Raw genomic sequence first — 15,944 nt, 5'->3', positions numbered from 1 at the left:
GTATGTAGCATGCGTATTAAAGCATTAATGCGCAGAGAAAGCTTGGCCTCTTCTCATGAGCACGATATGAAGAGTGAAATGTTTGGGATATGAATTTTGCCAATTTATATCTATTCCGAGATCGGCCTTGGCTTGGCCCGCAGGATACCATGATGCCTCGTATGCAAATGACAGTTACTAGTTCTTCTCGACGTCTGGCAGTTCGGTTTGCCGCAGGTATGCTGGCATTAGGAACAATCGCCGCTTGCGGACATAGCGAGCGGGATCCTAACAGCTTAACAAAACCACGTAATCACCTCTTGGGTGTGGATCGAGGCGCAGAAGGCGGAGCTGATCAATTAAAAGGTGGCGTTAACGCGTATTTGTGGCGCGGTGCGATTGATACATTATCCTTTATGCCGCTTGCATCGGCTGATGCGGTTGGCGGTGTTATCTTGACGGATTGGTATCAGCCTGTTGCGAGCAAGAATGAGCGCTTTAAAATTGCGGCTTATGTTCTTGATCGTCGTTTGCGGTCAGATGCTTTGCGTGTGTCTGTATTCCGTCAGGAATATCAAGGTGGCCAATGGCAGGATACACCTGTTTCTGAAACGATTACATCCGACATAACAACACGTATTCTTGCACGTGCACGCCAACTGCGCGCAGAGAATGGCGGTCGGGATAACTGAGTTTAATATGAGCGATACGACAATTCCAATGTTTGATTTCCATTCTCGTGAACCCTTCTGGCAAGCAGAGTGGGCACGGAAGAATGTTTTTTCAGTTCCTGATATCCCACCTGCTGATAAGCCAAAATATTATGTGCTGGAAATGTTTCCGTACCCATCGGGACAGCTGCATGTGGGGCATGTACGGAATTATACATTAGGAGATGTGGTCGCTCGTTATAAACGTGCCCGTGGTTTTAGTGTGTTACACCCAATGGGTTGGGATGCTTTTGGCCTTCCCGCTGAAAATGCAGCGCGTGAACGAAATGTGCACCCCGGCAAATGGACGATGGAAAATATCGCAACCATGCGGGGAACGCTGCAAAGGCTCGGTTTCTCATTGGATTGGGATCGGGAAATTGCGACATGCTTGCCAGAATATTACGGCAAGCAACAAAAGCTTTTTCTGGATATGATGGCCGCAGGGCTGGTTGAGCGTCGTGATTCAGCTGTGAACTGGGATCCTGTCGATCAAACAGTGCTTGCGAATGAGCAAGTTGTTGACGGGCGAGGCTGGCGTTCTGGAGCACTCATTGAGAAGAAAACCCTGTCTCAATGGTTCTTGAAGATTACCAAGTTTGCTGAACCATTATTGGAAAGCCTGAACAAGCTTGATCGTTGGCCAGAACGCGTTCGGACGATGCAGGAGCGTTGGATTGGTCGTTCAGAAGGGGCCAAAGTTCGTTTCCCATTAAGCAATCCTCCTGAAGGCTTTGATATTGATCTGGATAGTGTTGAGGTCTTTACAACACGCCCCGATACGTTGTTTGGCCTGAGCTTTATCGGTATTTCGGCTGATCACCCTTTGGCTGCGAAGATTGCGAAGAATAATGCACAGGCAGCGGCATTTGTTGAAGAATGTCGCCGTATGGGAACGTCAGAAGAAGCGATTGAAGCAGCGGAAAAGCGTGGGTTTGATACGGGTTTGCGTGTTTCTAATCCGTTAGATCCAGATAAAACAGCACCAGTATGGATCGCGAATTTTGTTCTGATGGATTATGGAACAGGTGCTGTGTTCGGTTGCCCCTGTGGTGATCAGAGAGATCTGGATTTTGCACGGAAATATGACCTTCCTGTCCCGCAAGTTCTTCTCCCGAAAGGAGAGGACCCAGAAACATTTGTGATTGGCAAAAAAGCGGTTACGGGTGATGCAACGCTTTATAATTCGGGCCCTCTTGATGGGTTGGATGTTGCGGTTGCAAAGAAGAAGGTCATAGAGCGCCTTGAAGGTATGGGCGTAGGGCATGGTGTCGTTAATTGGCGCTTGAGAGATTGGGGAGTATCTCGCCAGCGTTATTGGGGTTGCCCGATCCCGATTATTCATTGCTCTTCTTGTGGGACGGTTCCTGTCCCAGATGATCAGCTGCCTGTTGTTTTGCCAGAAGATGTTACGTTTGATCGTCCTGGTAATCCGTTGGATCATCATCCCACATGGAAGCATGTTGATTGCCCTAAATGTGGTGGCAAGGCGACCCGAGAGACAGACACATTTGATACATTTGTGGATAGTTCATGGTACTTCGCACGGTTCACAAGCCCGCGCGCTGATACGCCGACACTCCCTGATGCGGCTAATGGTTGGCTCCCTGTCGATCAATATATTGGCGGGATTGAGCATGCGATTTTGCATCTGCTTTATGCGCGCTTCTTTACAAGGGCGATGCATGAGACAGGGCATGTCGGTATAGATGAACCCTTCGATGGTCTTTTTACCCAAGGCATGGTGACCCATGAAAGCTATCGAGATGGTAACGAATGGCTTTATCCTGAAGAGGTAGAACATCGAGGGGAGAGTGTTGTTCGGAAGGACACCGGGATTCCTGTTCAGGTTGGGCGTTCTGAAAAAATGTCCAAATCCAAGCGCAATACCGTATCCCCCGTGGATATTATTGAGCGCTTTGGTGCTGATACAGCGCGGTGGTTTGTTCTGTCTGATAGTCCTCCTGAACGTGATATGGAGTGGACGGCAGCAGGCGTTGCAGCCGCAGCTCGGTATGGGCAAAAGCTGTATCGTTTAGTCACCGCTGTTGCCGAGCAGGATCCGATTGATAGTGTTCATGGAGAGGGTGGGGACGATTTACGACGTGTTACACATCGTACGATCGTTGCGGTAACAGAGGCTTTAGAAGCTTTTACACCGAATGTTGCCGTCGCTCGTTTACATGAGCTGACATCAGCATTGGCCGATACCATGACTAAAAAAGCAGAGGGATTACCGGCGGCCCGTCGTGAGGCTGCTTATGTTTTGTCTTTGCTTGTTGCGCCGATGATGCCACATTTGGCAGAAGACATGATGGCGCGTCTTGAGCCTGAAGGTGAATTGGTTGTTAATCGGGCATGGCCTGAGGCGCAGCAAGAGTGGCTTTCAGTGAAAAGCATTACGATTGGTGTACAGGTCTTGGGAAAATTGAGAGGAACGATTGATGTTCCTCCCGATGCGCCAAGAGAAGATGTTCTCGCAGCGGCGAAAGCAGAGCCCAATGTAGCGAAAGCATTGGAAGGTAAGCGTGTGGTGAAAGAAATTCATGTTCCGAACCGCATTGTTAATTTTGTGGTGGCAGGGTGAAATGAAACGACAAGGTGCTGTTTTCTTATTAAGCTTACTCATGTTGGGGGGGTGTGGTTTTTCACCTCTTTATGGAAAGTTAAGCCCCACCACGAGCGTTGGTTCTGAGCTTTCTCAAGTGTATGTTGAGAATATTTATGGTCGTTATGGTCAGTTGTTGCGCCTTGCTCTGCAAAAAGACTTAAGCGGCTCAGGGCCAGAGAATCCACAGAAATATACGTTGCGTGTTAATTCCAGCATGGGAGAAGAAGTGCTGGATATTCACCGGGATAACACAGCCGGTAGATTACGTGGAAATGGTACAGCGCACTGGCAGCTTTTCACGGTAGCGCAATATCCTCAGCTTATCGCTCAAGGCGATGCGAATACCTTAGATGGATATAATGCGACTTATGAGCAATATTTTGCTCAGACTTTGAATGATGAAACGTTGCAAGCGCGTATTGCAGACAATTTGGCGAACCAAGTGATGATGCAGGTAGCAACGTGGTTTAAGTCTCGTGCCAAACCATCGCAGAATAATCCAGATGCGGCTCAAGAGATGCCTCGTTATGTGGATATGGATGGAATGCCTAAAGATAACGGACAAAAAACAACTGTCCCTGTTGGAATAGATGGTTTCCCTGCCGCCTCTATTGGTCGTCTGCCAACGGTAACAACGACACAGTCTGCCCAATAAAACATGAAAATAGAGCCTAGGAATGTTGAACGGATCTTAAAAGATGCGGGATCATGGCGGGCTCTATTATTTTATGGAGAGGATACTGGGTTAATAAGAGAACGTGCGCTTCAGGTTGTACGGTACGTTGCTCAAACGACAGATGATCCCTTTCGTGTGGCGCAGTTGAATCGAGACACACAGGACCGGTTGGAAGAAGAAGCAACAGCGCTTTCTCTTATCGGTGGTCGTCGTGTAGTTTGGTTGAGGGATGCTCAAGAAAACATCGTAACGCAGCTAACAAAAGCCCTTGAAATATCAACAGATACGCTCATTGTTATAGAGGCCGCCAGTTTAACCCCTCGCTCCAAGCTCCGGGCTTTTGCAGAAAAGCACAAGGACGTTGCATCCATTGCTTGTTATCCTGAAGAAGGAAAAGCCCTCTCAAAAACAGTGACAGATGCCTTGCAAAAAGAAGGTGTCACGATTGATCGGGATGCTTTGCTTTGGCTGGTTAATCATTTAGGGGCAGATCGTGGCGGCATCCGTGGAGAAATAGAGAAGCTTATTCTTTATGCCGGCAAGGGTGGGCAGTTGGATTTGTCCTCTGTTCAGGATTGTATCGGGGATGGTGGAGGAAATTCTTTAGAGGATGCTGTGTTTGCAGCTTTGTCCGGTAATCGGGCAGAAGCAGATCAGGCGTTGGAACGCGCTTTAGCAGACGGGGCAAATGCTGTTGCAGTGGCACGGAGTGCTTTGGGCGTTTTGGGGCGTTTAGAACGAGTGGCTCTTGCTGTAGGAAGTGGTCAAGGGCGTGCGGAGGCGATGAAAAATTTAAGGCCTCCCGTTTTTTTTAAGAAAGTGCCTGCCTTTAATCAAGCTTTAGACCGTTGGCCTTTATCCTCTTTAGAGAAAGCTTTAAATGAAACGCAAGCACTCGAACTAGCCTGTAAGCAAAGTGGTGCCCCAGACGAGTTACTGTGTCGGAGGCATATCGCAGCATTGAGTCAGATTTGGAAATAAGCAGGAAAGATCCTGCTTATATTTTAGAAACGAGCGCTGACATCGAGGTAGTAGTATCCCCCCAGAATCCCAAGCTGGTTAGTGCTCATATAATACTGGGGTGCCCCTAAATAACGATTCTCTTTGGGAACGGCGGATGGGAAAGCTGCAAAGATATTATTGCCTCCAATTGTTGCGCTCCAATGATGATTGATATTGTAAGTCACGGATGCATTTGTCGTCCATTTAGGAGCATTTTTAAATTCACGGAAACCGCCACTAAAAGCATTGGGACCAGAATAATAGGTCAGTTGAGATGTTGTTTGGCCGTATCGGATTTCGTGAACCCCTACATTCCATTTATTGTGAGGGGATCGCCATTGAGCACCAAAGATAATTTTAGAGCGAGGAAAAGCCGTCGTCATATAAGCAACATACTGCGCATCAAGTAGTCCTTGCCCTGTGGAGCTGCTTGCCTGATGGCGCATACGTGTACGGTTTAAATTGATAGCTGTATCCCAATCGATATGCCCAAATTGATGTAATTCGACAGGGTATGTTGCCGTAATATCCAAACCTTGCGTTCGTGTATTGGCGACATTGGCAAACCAATGTGCTGAAAGCTGCCCTTCTTGCCAGCTTGCTGCACTGGCAGGGAGAGGAAACCCATCTGCGAGGAGGGTGTTATATGCCGCTGCCCCACGAACATTTCCGCCCGGCATAATGCGATCTCTTAAATCAATTTGATACGCATCTGCTGTAATGTGGAGTTTTTTAATGGGTTCGGCAACAATCCCACCTTCAACACTGGTTGAGTATTCAGGTTTAAGGCTGGAAGCACCATTGGCAAGAGCCCCTGGAGAACTATTGGCAATTAAACCACGTGCGGCATTTGGGGAAATAGCCAAGGCTGAATAATGCTGCTGAGGGAGCGTTGGGGCATGGAAGCCATTACTAAACGTTCCTCGAATAGCGAAACGCTTGCTGAAGTCATAGCGCGTTGCGACCTTTCCTGTCTTGGCATCGCCAATATCGGTATAATGCTCTACGCGGCCAGCAAGGTCTAAGGACCAATGTTTCATCAGATGGGTGGCAAGGTCGATATAGCCGGATGTAACATCGCGGGACCAATTGCCTGCATTATAAGGCTGGGTCCCGGGAACAGCATCGGCCCCCGTTCCAAGAGTACTATCAGGGGAGCCCGTGCCTACAGAATAGGATTCATAACGGTAAGCGGCTCCTCCTGCGACGTTAATGCTATGGGGCCAAAAAGAGAGATTAAACTTTCTGGAAAGATCAAAGCTACTTGTCCATTGAGAGTTATTATAGCCTTGGGTATCAAAGCGGGTAGGTGTACGACCGGTAGCAGTATAAACGGCTGTATTTGTCGTGTTTAAGGCATCAAATTGATTATAATCACGACCGTAAACAGTGGAAAGGTCCCAGTGCCATCCAGAGAGAGTTCCTTTTAAGCCTGTTGTAATTTCGTAATCATTTTCTTCTAAAGCGAGGATCGGAGAATAGCCATCTGGGAAGATGGCAGCATATCCAGGATATTTGCTTAAAGAAGATGGGGTGCGATAGTTCTGGAAAGATTCCGCATGGCGGTGTGCATAGGTGCCGGTAACATATGCCTGAATGTGGTCTGTGATATTATATCCAGCGTTAATAGCAACGCTTTGTCTTGTTTGTTCCGGTTGGCTGAGGACTTTATTGACATATGTACCTGTCCGGCTATCTGCTGCCGACCTTAAGGCGTGATCTTGGCGAACCAGGTCCCCTCCGATATGTACAAATCCACGATCATGAAGGTTAAACCCTCCATCTAGGAACACACCTTGTTGGAACCCATCGCCTTCACTTGTGATGCCGCTATTAGAGCGCATGTGCAGGCCGCGAGCCTGTTTTTTCAGGATAATATTGACAACTCCTGCAACGGCATCCGAGCCATACATGGCGGATGCGCCGTCTTTTAGGACTTCAATATGATCGATCATTGACATGGGGATCATGTCAATGTCGACGGGTGTAGAACCTTGAGATGGGCCTGGATCCGCATAGATGTTTGCGGTGGTGTGACGGCGTTTGCCATCAACAAGAATAAGCGTTTCGTTCGGGTTTAATCCACGTAAGGCGATGGTGTCCGTTAAAGCGCCTGCATCAAACCCAGAAGTTGGGATGGTGAGGGAGGGGAGCAAGAGAGAGAGGGCATCTCTTAAGGTGGGCTGCCCAGTCGATGTAATTTGTTTATTGGATACAACATCAATGGGAGAAATCGAATCACGCGCTTTCTTACCAAATTCTCGTGTTCCGGTAACAATAACGGATTCACTCCCGCCTGAAACTTCTGTTTTAGGCGCGGCTTTGGGATGCACGTGGGATGGAATATGCGGTTTTGTATTTTTTGAAAAATGGGTAGGCGCTGCACATAATCCGCTGATCGGCATTAAGAGTGAAGAGCCAAGCAATGAAGTGCTTAGGAGGAGAGGATGCCGGGTAAGATTACGTACAGACACGATTTCACGATCTCATAAGTAAATAAAACGAATTACAAAATCTTATCGTGTAAAATAAAAATCAATAACTTTTTGCGTAAATAATCACGACGACGTGATTTTTGTGGAAAGTGTGGCGTAATTATCGCAATGCAGAAGCTTAAAAGGAGGAGCCAGCGCTACGGTGAGAAACGTAGCGCTGGTAGAAATTATGCTGAAGGGACTGTGCCTTCAGGTGTGTGTTTATCCACTAAATTCGGTAAAACCTGAGCGATTAGTGGTAGGACTGTCCCAACGGGAAGGCCTGTCTTTTCCAGAATTGCGTTGATCTGTTCGTTTGAAAGAAGGCTACGTAGTTCATCGGCTGAAATGGGTAGGTTCTCACCATTTCCAATCCAGGATTGTACTTTATCTTGCAGGCCTACTTTGCTGGCTTGGCTAAGCAGCATTTGTAGTCCGTTACCTCGAATGAAATCACCAAAATGCTCACCAATTTTATCGCCAAGTTGGCCGCCTAAAGCACCGACAGCTTGGTTCATGATATTACCGAAAAACCCGCTCATAAATTATACCTTAGTTGCTATTTGAATATGTTCATGAAGTGAAAGAAAAAAATGCCAGAAGAGTTTCTGGCATTTTTAGGGTCTTATGATGCTTTTTGATGGTAAAGCTCTTGGGGGACCTCAACATCAATTTCTAATGTTGAGCATCCGCCACTTCCCTGATCAACCTTGATCTGCACTTTGTCCTGATCCACGGCAACGTGTCGGGCGACAACTTCCATAATTTCCTTATGGAGCTTCTGGATCAGTTCGGAAGTGCTTCCATCTCCGGCGCTACGCTCATGCGCTAGCAGAATTTGGAGCCGGTCTTTAGCTATTGCACCGCTGGCTTGTTGCCGTTTGGAGAAAAGATTGCTTAGAAAACTCATGCGACCCTCTTCTTGCCAAAGAGCCAGTCAAAAAATCCTTTTTTCTCTACTGGAACAGATACTTCCAGTTTTTCTCCAGCTAAACGTCTGGCAGCTTCAAAGTAAGCGCGGGCAGGGATGCTTTCTGGATTGGCGAGTGTAACAGGAGCACCAACGTTTGATGCGTTTAAAACATCTTCGCTTTCTGGAATGATGCCAACGAGAGGAATGGAAAGGATTTCCAGAACATCTTCGACGTTTAGCATTTCTTTGCGTGCTGCACGTGCTGGATCATAACGGGTCAGAAGAAGGTGCTTATCCATCTTCTCGCCCCGTTCAGCTTTTTCTGTCTTGCTATCAAGAAGACCGATAATGCGGTCTGCATCGCGGACAGAGCTTACTTCTGGGTTCGTAACAATGACCGCCATATCGGCATGATACATAGCCAGCTGAGCACCGCGTTCAATACCTGCTGGGCTATCACAGATGATCCAGTCAAACTTCTCACGAAGTTCTGCCATCACTTTGGCAACGCCTTCAGAGGTAAGAGCGTCTTTATCGCGTGTTTGAGAAGCGGGAAGGATAGAAAGTGTTTCGCACCTTTTATCGCGGATAAGAGCTTGAGCGAGACGTGCATCGCCTTGAACGACATTGATCAGATCAAAAACAACACGTCGTTCTGCCCCCATGACAAGATCAAGGTTCCGAAGACCAACATCAAAATCAACTAGGACAACATTTTGTCCCGTCTGCGCGAGCGCCGCGCCTAAGGCGGCGGTCGATGTCGTCTTGCCGACGCCACCTTTTCCTGAGGTGACAACCAGAACCTTGGCCATGAATACTCCAAAATCAATCGTGGGCGGTGAAACCGCTACACATTATTTTCATCAATCCCTTATCCTCTTTATCTTATGAGATACTGTGCCATGACGGCAACAAGGGATAAGGATAAATTGAAAGAAAATTTAACTTTTTTGTGAAAAAGAATTGTTATTAACGTGGTAAAGGGAAAACAACCACTTGATCGTCTTGAAGCAATACTTGGGCAGACTTGCCAATAATTGATGGATCAATGTCTTCAGAGACAGCATAGTATCCATCGAGAGCAAGAAGCTCTGCTTCCATTCGAGTGGCAAAAATGCGAGCGTTTTTGCTGCTAATGCCAGCTAAAGCGCGGCCTCGTAATGCTCCGTAAATATGAATGGAGCCTCCTGCAATGAGTTCGGCTCCTGAAGATACGGATCCTAAAACGATAATATCTCCGTGAAGATTTTGGAACCGTTGACCTGAACGTATTGCTGTTTCGATAATAAGAGGCTCGCCCAGAGAAGTAGAAGGCGGTGATTTGGACGAATCGGAAGTAGTGTCTTGATCAGGGAGTTCAATTTCACCAGAAGGTTTTCCACCCGCAAAAGAATCCGGCCAATCCCAAGAAGAGACAGCATCCCATGTGCGGTCTCCTCCTTCAATCCCGATGATTCGTACGCCACGGGTTACAAGATTCTCATACAAAGCCGCGAGATCAGGGGTATCGTGAGCGAGAAGACTAAGGTCCAGAATAATAGGTTTTCCGCGGAAAAGTTCGCTAGAACGTTTGATCTGCGCATCTAGCCCGGCGAGCCAGTCTTGCAGTGGGGGTTCCGGGGACAGGACAAGAGCCAAGAATGAACGGCCACGAGCACGGATACGCATCGGAGTAGGGGAAACTGGGGAGGGTGCTGTGTTTGACATCGTAAAATAATAGGCCTTGTCAGAAAGCTGTGACGGAAACTCTTGTAGTGAAGTATTTGCTGTCTTAGAAACTGAGGAATGCGTATTCTGTACCATCTTCCTCTTTCTCCGCAATGTCGTCTTGTTAGACTTGCGTTGAGTGAAAAAAGACTCCCATGCGAACTCATGATTGAGCGCGTGTGGGATAAACGTGAAGAATTTATCGAACTTAATCCATCAGGAGAAGTTCCTGTCCTCGTTGAAGAAAACGGCCTAGCCGTACCGGGGGCTCGCGTTATTTGTGAATATTTGGATGAAGCATATCCTGATACTCCCCTCTTAGGGAAGACGCTGGCAGAACGTGTTGAGATTCGGCGTTTGGTTGATTGGTTTGAGACGCTTTTTGCTTCCGGCGTAACGCGTAATTTGTTGGGTGAAAAAGTGGATAAGCGTTTATTCGGCCTTGGGCACCCAGATGGGAATGCCTTAAGAGCCGGCTATGCGAATATGCGGTTTCATCTCGATTACATTGGTTGGTTAGCTGAAAGTCGTTCATGGTTGGGTGGATCATCGATTTCGTTAGCTGATTTTGCGGCTGCCTCTCATCTTTCTGCTTTAGATTTTATTGGCGATATTAATTGGAATAAGGCGCCGTCTGCAAAAGATTGGTATGCGAGGGTTAAGTCACGCCCATCTTTTCGTGGGCTCCTGACGGATAAAGTGAGTGGGATTACGCCGCCTGCACATTACGCCAACCTCGATTTTTGATTAAGTGTCTCTAGAGATATATGATGTTGTTGTTTTAGGAGCCGGTGCGGCAGGTCTTATGGCCGCTGCTTCGGCTGCTCAAGATGGCGCGCGTGTTTTGGTGTTGGATCATGGGCCAGAGCCAGGGCGAAAAATTCTGATTTCTGGTGGTGGTCGGTGTAACTTTACGAATTTAGAGACTGCTCCGCAGTGCTTTTTATCACAAAACAAGCATTTTGTTCGTTCGGCTCTTGCACGTTTTACACCGCATGATTTTCTAAAAAAGGTCGATCAGTATCATATCCGATGGCATGAAAAGGCTAAGGGGCAGCTTTTTTGCGATCAATCAGCAAAGCAGATTGTTGACCTTCTTATATCAGAGTGCCGCGCCGGGCAGTGTAAGCTACAGCTGCAAACGACAATTAAGAATGTTCAACGTCACGCTCGTGGCTTTTCAATCCAGACGAATATAAAAGAATATATTGCTCGTGCCGTTATCCTTGCGACAGGAGGTCTGTCCATTCCGAAGCTTGGCGCTTCTGACTTATCTTTACGTATTGCTCGTTCTTTTGGAGTGAGAATTGTTCCTACCGCGCCTGCGTTGGCCCCTTTAATTCTGCCGGATGCAGATCCTTCGCTTGCGGGTGTGTCTTTAATAGTGGAAGCAAAAGTGGGAAAGAAAAAGCCCTCTTTCCGTGATGGAATGGTTTTCACGCATAAAGGGATATCTGGCCCCGCAGTGCTTCAGATTTCATCCTATATGGAAAAGGGGGAAACCGCGCAGATCAATTTATTGCCTGATATGAATGCGGAGCAGCATTTGTTGGCCATGAAGCATGCGCGCCCGAAAGCGTCTCCTCCTGCTTTGTTGGATGGACTTCCCTCTCGTTTAGCCAAGGCTTTTTCCGCTGCTTTAGGGGACGTCACATTGGCTAATCTGCCAGATAAGAAAATAAAAGCTTTAGCGGCATCTATTGCTCATTGGCAGATTGCTCCTGTCGGTACAGAAGGGTATGCAAAAGCTGAAGTGATGCGTGGTGGAATTGATACACGGGATTTATCGTCTCAGACGATGGAAGTTATGTCTGTCCCCGGGTTATATGCCATTGGTGAGGCAGTGGATGTAACAGGCTGGTTGGGGGGGCATAATTTTCAATGGGCTTGGTCAAGTGGTGTAGCGGCCGGAAAGGCCGCAGCTTTGCGTAAAGAATAGCATCCAGAAGAAACAGATAGATCAATTATAAAACTTATAATACGTTTTTTAGTTGATAAGAAATCGATGCTTAAAAGGATGTCATTAATGTCCCTAAATCTTGCTCGCACACTAAAGAGTTGTGTTATTGGCCTTTCCCTCCTTGGGTTAAGCGCCTGCGTTGGAACGGCTTCCCCTGGGCCGGTAGATCCTAAAGCTCCGGTAGCGGGTTATGGAAATGTCTGCAAAGCGGGCATCTATTCTTGTAAGCTTCCTGTAAAGGCGCCGTTGAATGGTCCATGCTCTTGTCCTGGCTTGGGTGCTGCAAGTTATGGGAATGTTTTTGCAAAATAATAGATTGATCTTGGCGGAAGACTGAAGAAACGGTTAAACCGACCTCTTAATGTAGAGGTAAGGTCAAGATATGATGCAGTTTCTCCCATGGATTATAACGTGCGTAGCTTTGTTGATCGTTTTGATCATGGCGTTGCGTCCATCCCATGGGAGAGATTTTACACGCTTGTTGGAGCGAGAGGCTGATGAGCGGGTACGAGATGTAGAGTATCAACGTGCCCATTTAGCTGAAGTCGAACGGGCTCTTTCTATCAGAATAGATCGTTTGCGACAGGAAACGACCGATCGACTAAATGATCTGACGCAACGAATTGGTCATGATCAGGCCGAAAGTAGAGTTCTCCTTTCCAATTCTCTGCGTGACATGGCTCAAAATCAGAGTGAACAGATTGAGCGTATTCGTGCTGCGGTGAACGAGCAATTGCATGGTGCTGTTGAAAAGCAAATGCAGACGAGTTTCCAGCGCGTTGTCGAGCAGTTTAGCCTTATGCAAAAAGCAATGGGTGAAGTTACAAGTGTTACGGCACAAATTGGTGATTTAAAGCGCCTCTTTTCAAATGTAAAAACTCGTGGCGGATGGGGAGAGGCGCAATGTCGCTCCATTTTGGATGATGTATTGCCAGAAGGAAGTTACGACACCAATTTTCGCTTGGGTGATGGAGGCGAGGTTGTTGAATTTGCGATAAAAATGCCTGTGCGCGGGACAGTGCAACCACGATTGGCCATTGATAGTAAGTTTCCTACAGAAGCGTATGAGCGTCTTCTAAATGCAACGGAACAAGCTGATGCTCTTGGTGAGAAAACAGCTCGGAAAGAATTAGAAGCCGTTGTAAGGCTGGAAGCACGCAAAATTGCGGCGAAGTATATTAAGCCCCCGCTCACGGTTGAGTTTGGGGTGCTCTATGTTCCTACAGATGGGCTCTATACAGAGATAGCACGAATTCCAGGTTTGATTGACGAGATTGGACGGCTGCATCGTGTCATGGTGATGGGGCCTGCTTTGCTTCCTGCTATGTTAAGGACGGTTCATCTCGGATATGTGACTTTAGCCTTAGAAGAACGCACCGAAGCGATTGCGAATCTGTTAGGCGCAACGCGACAGGAAATGTTGAAGATGGATCAAGTTCTGGAGAAACTACAAAGAAGCGCCGGCGCTATGGGAAATACAATAGAAGAAGCACGGCGTAGAACGCGTGTTTTAGGGCGACGTTTGCAAGTTTTGGACCACCCAGAAGAAGAGTTGCCAGAGAGTATATCTGAGGGGCAAGCAGAACTTTAACGGGAATTTAATGGGAAAGTAGAAAAAATTCCGTCATGTGAAGAGATATGAACATGATGTCAGAACATGAAGATGAGACGGTACTCCGTCCAGTTGATTCAATCATTCGTCTCCTTTTGGTGGAAGATGATGATAGTCTTGCCTCTGAAATTGCTGCCGAGTTGTCTGCGCGGGGATATGATGTGGCGCGCGTTGGAAACGGCTTGCATGGTTTGGAAGAAGCTCAAACCGGACGCTACGATCTTATGGTTGTTGATCGGATGCTTCCAGAATTGGATGGTTTGAGTGTTATTGAAAGATTGCGCCGCCAGAAGATTACAGCGCCTGTTTTGGTGTTGTCAGCCTTATCGGCCGTTGATGACCGTGTGAATGGCTTAAAGGCAGGTGGAGATGACTACCTGACAAAGCCTTTTGCCATGGAAGAACTGGCAGCACGGTTGGAAGCCTTGTTGCGTCGGCCAACAGATAGTCGGGAAACGGTATTACGTTTTGGTCCTTTAGAGATGGATCTCATTGAACGTAAAGTTTTCCGTGATGGTCGAGAGATCGATTTGTTGCCACGTGAGTTTCGCCTTCTTGAATATATGATGCGTCGCCCTGGGGCTGTGTTGACGCGGACGATGTTATTAGAAGATGTCTGGAATTATCGCTTTGTACCGCAAACAAACTTAGTCGATGTGCATATTGGCAAGTTAAGACGTAAGGTTGATGGTCCCGATGAAGCCCCGCTTATACAAAGTATAAGAGGGGCTGGGTTTAGTTTACGTGTCTCAGACTGATCTTTTTCGAACAGGAACATTTCGGTTAACGCTGGGTTTTGTGATCGCTATGGTGGCGGGAATTATGCTCCAGTTCGCCTTGGTATATGCCCAAATGGCGAATTATGAGAGTGCACGCTCGAGCGATCTTTTGCATCGAGAAGCTGCTCTTTTGGTGCAAGAAGACCCAAGCTTATTAGAGTCTGAAATTAGAGATCGTAGCAAAACGGACTTACGCGTTATTTTAAATGGCGCTGCTTTGTTTGATCTGCACCACAATCAGATTGCGGGTGATATTCCGCGTTGGCCCGCGGGCTTAACGGCTTTTGGTATTCCGGTGCGGATACGGATTATTCCAGCGGATGATAAAGCGTATGAAATGCGCTATTTGGCCGTAAAAGTCCCTGGGGATGATGGGAAACCTAATGGGCGTATCCTGATCTTGGCGCGCTCAATGCATATGGTTGATGAGCTGCGTTATATCACCAAACAGGCCGCTCTAATTTCTGTAGTGCCGATGGTGCTCTTTGCGTTACTGGCGGGAGTATTCTTAAGCCATAGGGCACTCGCTCGGGTGAAAGAGATTCGTCAGACCATGGAGCGGATTATGGCGGGGGACTTGCACGAACGTCTTCCCGCTGGGCGCGAGCGGGATGATATCGAGCGTTTGGCAGGCTCCGTTAATCGAATGCTGGATCGTTTAGGGCATTTGGTGGATGAAATTCGCGATGTTGGAAATGATATTGCTCATGATTTGAGAACCCCGCTTGCCCGGGTTCGAGCGCGTCTTGAAAGAGCTTTATCGTGGCAGTCCGATCCAGAGCAATTAAAAGAGATTATTTTGAAGGCAACACAGGATTTAGACCAGTGTTTTGCAATTATTACGGCTCTTTTACGGATTGGGGAGATAGAGAATGGGCGCCGGCGTGTTGGCTTCACCAAGATGGATCTGTCTGAGCTGATTGCAGGAATTGTTGATCTGTATGAACCGATCGCTGAAACGGAAGGTGTTTCACTTATTACGCGTGGTGTTGATCAGACGATTGCGCTGAATGGTGATAGAGACCTGCTGAATGAGGTGCTCGCCAATCTGATTGATAATGCTATAAAGTTTACACCAGAAGGTGGAGAAGTAGGGATTACTGCTGGCAAAGAAGCAGGTGGCCTTATTTGGTTAAAAGTGCACGATACAGGTATAGGAATAGCTGAAAACGAGAGGGAAGCGGTAATGGGGCGCTTCTATCGTTCAGATAAAAGCAGGCACATTCCGGGCAGCGGGTTAGGGCTTAGTCTTGTATCAGCGGTGCTTAACTTGCATGGAGCTCGTTTAAAAATCACCTCATTTAGAACTGATGAAAAACTGCCCGGGGCGGTCTTCACCATTTGCTTTGATGAGACTGTGGGAGGTGAATAGCTAAAATAAATTACAAAAGGCTATTAATTAAAATCAAATTTCGTTGATGCTCTTGGATTGTTCGATATGAATGGGATAGTCGTAGAGAGCAAGCGGCGTTGATATGAATAAAGGTAGAGATGATTGAGTTTATGTACATCCCGGAGACC

General features: G+C 47.3%; 15 protein-coding genes. 10 read left to right on the top strand and 5 right to left on the bottom strand.

The window, feature by feature from the left end; translation table 11 throughout:
• Positions 1-218: 218 nt before the first annotated feature.
• Genes E3D00_RS02145 through holA form a run of 4 tightly spaced genes read left to right on the top strand, consistent with a single transcriptional unit; the run spans position 219 to position 4,957 of the window.
• Positions 219-671, top strand: coding sequence for a DUF3576 domain-containing protein (locus E3D00_RS02145; protein ID WP_181442006.1), 453 nt, complete (start codon positions 219-221; stop codon positions 669-671).
• 7 nt (positions 672-678) lie between these two features.
• Positions 679-3,276 (top strand): leucine--tRNA ligase, encoded by a 2,598-nt coding sequence (gene leuS, locus E3D00_RS02140; RefSeq protein ID WP_141459529.1) that lies wholly within the window; start codon positions 679-681, stop codon positions 3,274-3,276.
• 1 nt (position 3,277) lies between these two features.
• Positions 3,278-3,955, top strand: a complete 678-nt coding sequence (locus E3D00_RS02135) for an LPS assembly lipoprotein LptE (RefSeq protein WP_141459527.1) — start codon at positions 3,278-3,280, stop codon at positions 3,953-3,955.
• A gap of 3 nt (positions 3,956-3,958) precedes the next feature.
• Positions 3,959-4,957 carry a DNA polymerase III subunit delta gene (gene holA, locus E3D00_RS02130; RefSeq protein WP_141459525.1) on the top strand — a complete coding sequence of 333 codons (999 nt, stop codon included), beginning with the start codon at positions 3,959-3,961 and terminating at the stop codon, positions 4,955-4,957.
• Positions 4,958-4,980: 23 nt separating this feature from the next.
• Here the strand turns inward: holA and E3D00_RS02125 are convergent, their stop codons facing one another.
• The 5 genes from E3D00_RS02125 to minC form a co-directional block, all read right to left on the bottom strand.
• Complete coding sequence (locus tag E3D00_RS02125; protein ID WP_408909357.1) at positions 4,981-7,455, bottom strand: TonB-dependent receptor plug domain-containing protein; 2,475 nt, start codon at positions 7,453-7,455, stop codon at positions 4,981-4,983.
• Positions 7,456-7,640: 185 nt separating this feature from the next.
• Complete coding sequence (locus tag E3D00_RS02120; RefSeq protein ID WP_141459523.1) at positions 7,641-7,994, bottom strand: YidB family protein; 354 nt, start codon at positions 7,992-7,994, stop codon at positions 7,641-7,643.
• 83 nt (positions 7,995-8,077) lie between these two features.
• Positions 8,078-8,362, bottom strand: coding sequence for a cell division topological specificity factor MinE (gene minE / locus E3D00_RS02115; RefSeq protein ID WP_141459521.1), 285 nt, complete (start codon positions 8,360-8,362; stop codon positions 8,078-8,080).
• Positions 8,359-9,177 carry a septum site-determining protein MinD gene (gene minD / locus E3D00_RS02110; RefSeq protein ID WP_141459518.1) on the bottom strand — a complete coding sequence of 273 codons (819 nt, stop codon included), beginning with the start codon at positions 9,175-9,177 and terminating at the stop codon, positions 8,359-8,361. The genes minE and minD overlap by 4 nt, the downstream gene beginning before the upstream one ends.
• 157 nt (positions 9,178-9,334) lie before the next feature.
• Positions 9,335-10,072 (bottom strand): septum site-determining protein MinC, encoded by a 738-nt coding sequence (gene minC, locus E3D00_RS02105; RefSeq protein WP_141459516.1) that lies wholly within the window; start codon positions 10,070-10,072, stop codon positions 9,335-9,337.
• Positions 10,073-10,150: 78 nt separating this feature from the next.
• On the opposite strand from minC, the gene E3D00_RS02100 reads away from it, so the two are divergent.
• The 6 genes from E3D00_RS02100 to E3D00_RS02075 all read left to right on the top strand — a co-directional run bounded on the left by E3D00_RS02100 (position 10,151) and on the right by E3D00_RS02075 (position 15,795).
• Positions 10,151-10,819, top strand: a complete 669-nt coding sequence (locus E3D00_RS02100; RefSeq protein ID WP_141459514.1) for a glutathione S-transferase family protein — start codon at positions 10,151-10,153, stop codon at positions 10,817-10,819.
• A gap of 58 nt (positions 10,820-10,877) precedes the next feature.
• On the top strand, positions 10,878-12,011 hold the full coding sequence (locus E3D00_RS02095) for a BaiN/RdsA family NAD(P)/FAD-dependent oxidoreductase (RefSeq protein ID WP_246091509.1): 1,134 nt from the start codon (positions 10,878-10,880) through the stop codon (positions 12,009-12,011).
• An 87-nt stretch (positions 12,012-12,098) separates the two neighbouring features.
• The gene (locus E3D00_RS02090) at positions 12,099-12,344 is read left to right on the top strand and encodes a hypothetical protein (RefSeq protein ID WP_141459510.1); all 246 of its coding nucleotides are present in this window, start codon (positions 12,099-12,101) and stop codon (positions 12,342-12,344) included.
• Positions 12,345-12,414: 70 nt separating this feature from the next.
• The gene (locus E3D00_RS02085; RefSeq protein WP_141459508.1) at positions 12,415-13,623 is read left to right on the top strand and encodes a DNA recombination protein RmuC; all 1,209 of its coding nucleotides are present in this window, start codon (positions 12,415-12,417) and stop codon (positions 13,621-13,623) included.
• A gap of 53 nt (positions 13,624-13,676) precedes the next feature.
• Positions 13,677-14,402 carry a response regulator transcription factor gene (locus tag E3D00_RS02080; protein WP_281279651.1) on the top strand — a complete coding sequence of 242 codons (726 nt, stop codon included), beginning with the start codon at positions 13,677-13,679 and terminating at the stop codon, positions 14,400-14,402.
• Positions 14,389-15,795: a sensor histidine kinase gene (locus E3D00_RS02075; protein WP_141459504.1), complete on the top strand. Its 1,407-nt coding sequence runs from the start codon at positions 14,389-14,391 to the stop codon at positions 15,793-15,795. Before E3D00_RS02080 ends, E3D00_RS02075 begins: the two co-directional genes overlap by 14 nt.
• Positions 15,796-15,944: the final 149 nt, after the last annotated feature.

The organism is Swingsia samuiensis, from assembly GCF_006542355.1.
GTDB lineage: Bacteria > Pseudomonadota > Alphaproteobacteria > Acetobacterales > Acetobacteraceae > Gluconobacter > Gluconobacter samuiensis.
Note: the sequence above shows the minus strand (reverse complement) of the source record. Positions and strands in the feature narration are given on the sequence as shown.

Bases quoted from the DNA above. Each gene is read 5' to 3' on its own strand.
- E3D00_RS02145 (WP_181442006.1), top strand. From the start codon at position 219: ATGCTGGCATTAGGAACAATCGCCGCTTGCGGACATAGCGAGCGGGAT.
- leuS (WP_141459529.1), top strand. From the start codon at position 679: ATGAGCGATACGACAATTCCAATGTTTGATTTCCATTCTCGTGAACCC.
- E3D00_RS02135 (WP_141459527.1), top strand. From the start codon at position 3,278: ATGAAACGACAAGGTGCTGTTTTCTTATTAAGCTTACTCATGTTGGGG.
- holA (WP_141459525.1), top strand. From the start codon at position 3,959: ATGAAAATAGAGCCTAGGAATGTTGAACGGATCTTAAAAGATGCGGGA.
- E3D00_RS02120 (WP_141459523.1), bottom strand. From the start codon at position 7,994: ATGAGCGGGTTTTTCGGTAATATCATGAACCAAGCTGTCGGTGCTTTA.
- minE (WP_141459521.1), bottom strand. From the start codon at position 8,362: ATGAGTTTTCTAAGCAATCTTTTCTCCAAACGGCAACAAGCCAGCGGT.
- minD (WP_141459518.1), bottom strand. From the start codon at position 9,177: ATGGCCAAGGTTCTGGTTGTCACCTCAGGAAAAGGTGGCGTCGGCAAG.
- minC (WP_141459516.1), bottom strand. From the start codon at position 10,072: ATGTCAAACACAGCACCCTCCCCAGTTTCCCCTACTCCGATGCGTATC.
- E3D00_RS02100 (WP_141459514.1), top strand. From the start codon at position 10,151: ATGCGTATTCTGTACCATCTTCCTCTTTCTCCGCAATGTCGTCTTGTT.
- E3D00_RS02095 (WP_246091509.1), top strand. From the start codon at position 10,878: ATGGCCGCTGCTTCGGCTGCTCAAGATGGCGCGCGTGTTTTGGTGTTG.
- E3D00_RS02090 (WP_141459510.1), top strand. From the start codon at position 12,099: ATGTCCCTAAATCTTGCTCGCACACTAAAGAGTTGTGTTATTGGCCTT.
- E3D00_RS02085 (WP_141459508.1), top strand. From the start codon at position 12,415: ATGATGCAGTTTCTCCCATGGATTATAACGTGCGTAGCTTTGTTGATC.
- E3D00_RS02080 (WP_281279651.1), top strand. From the start codon at position 13,677: ATGATGTCAGAACATGAAGATGAGACGGTACTCCGTCCAGTTGATTCA.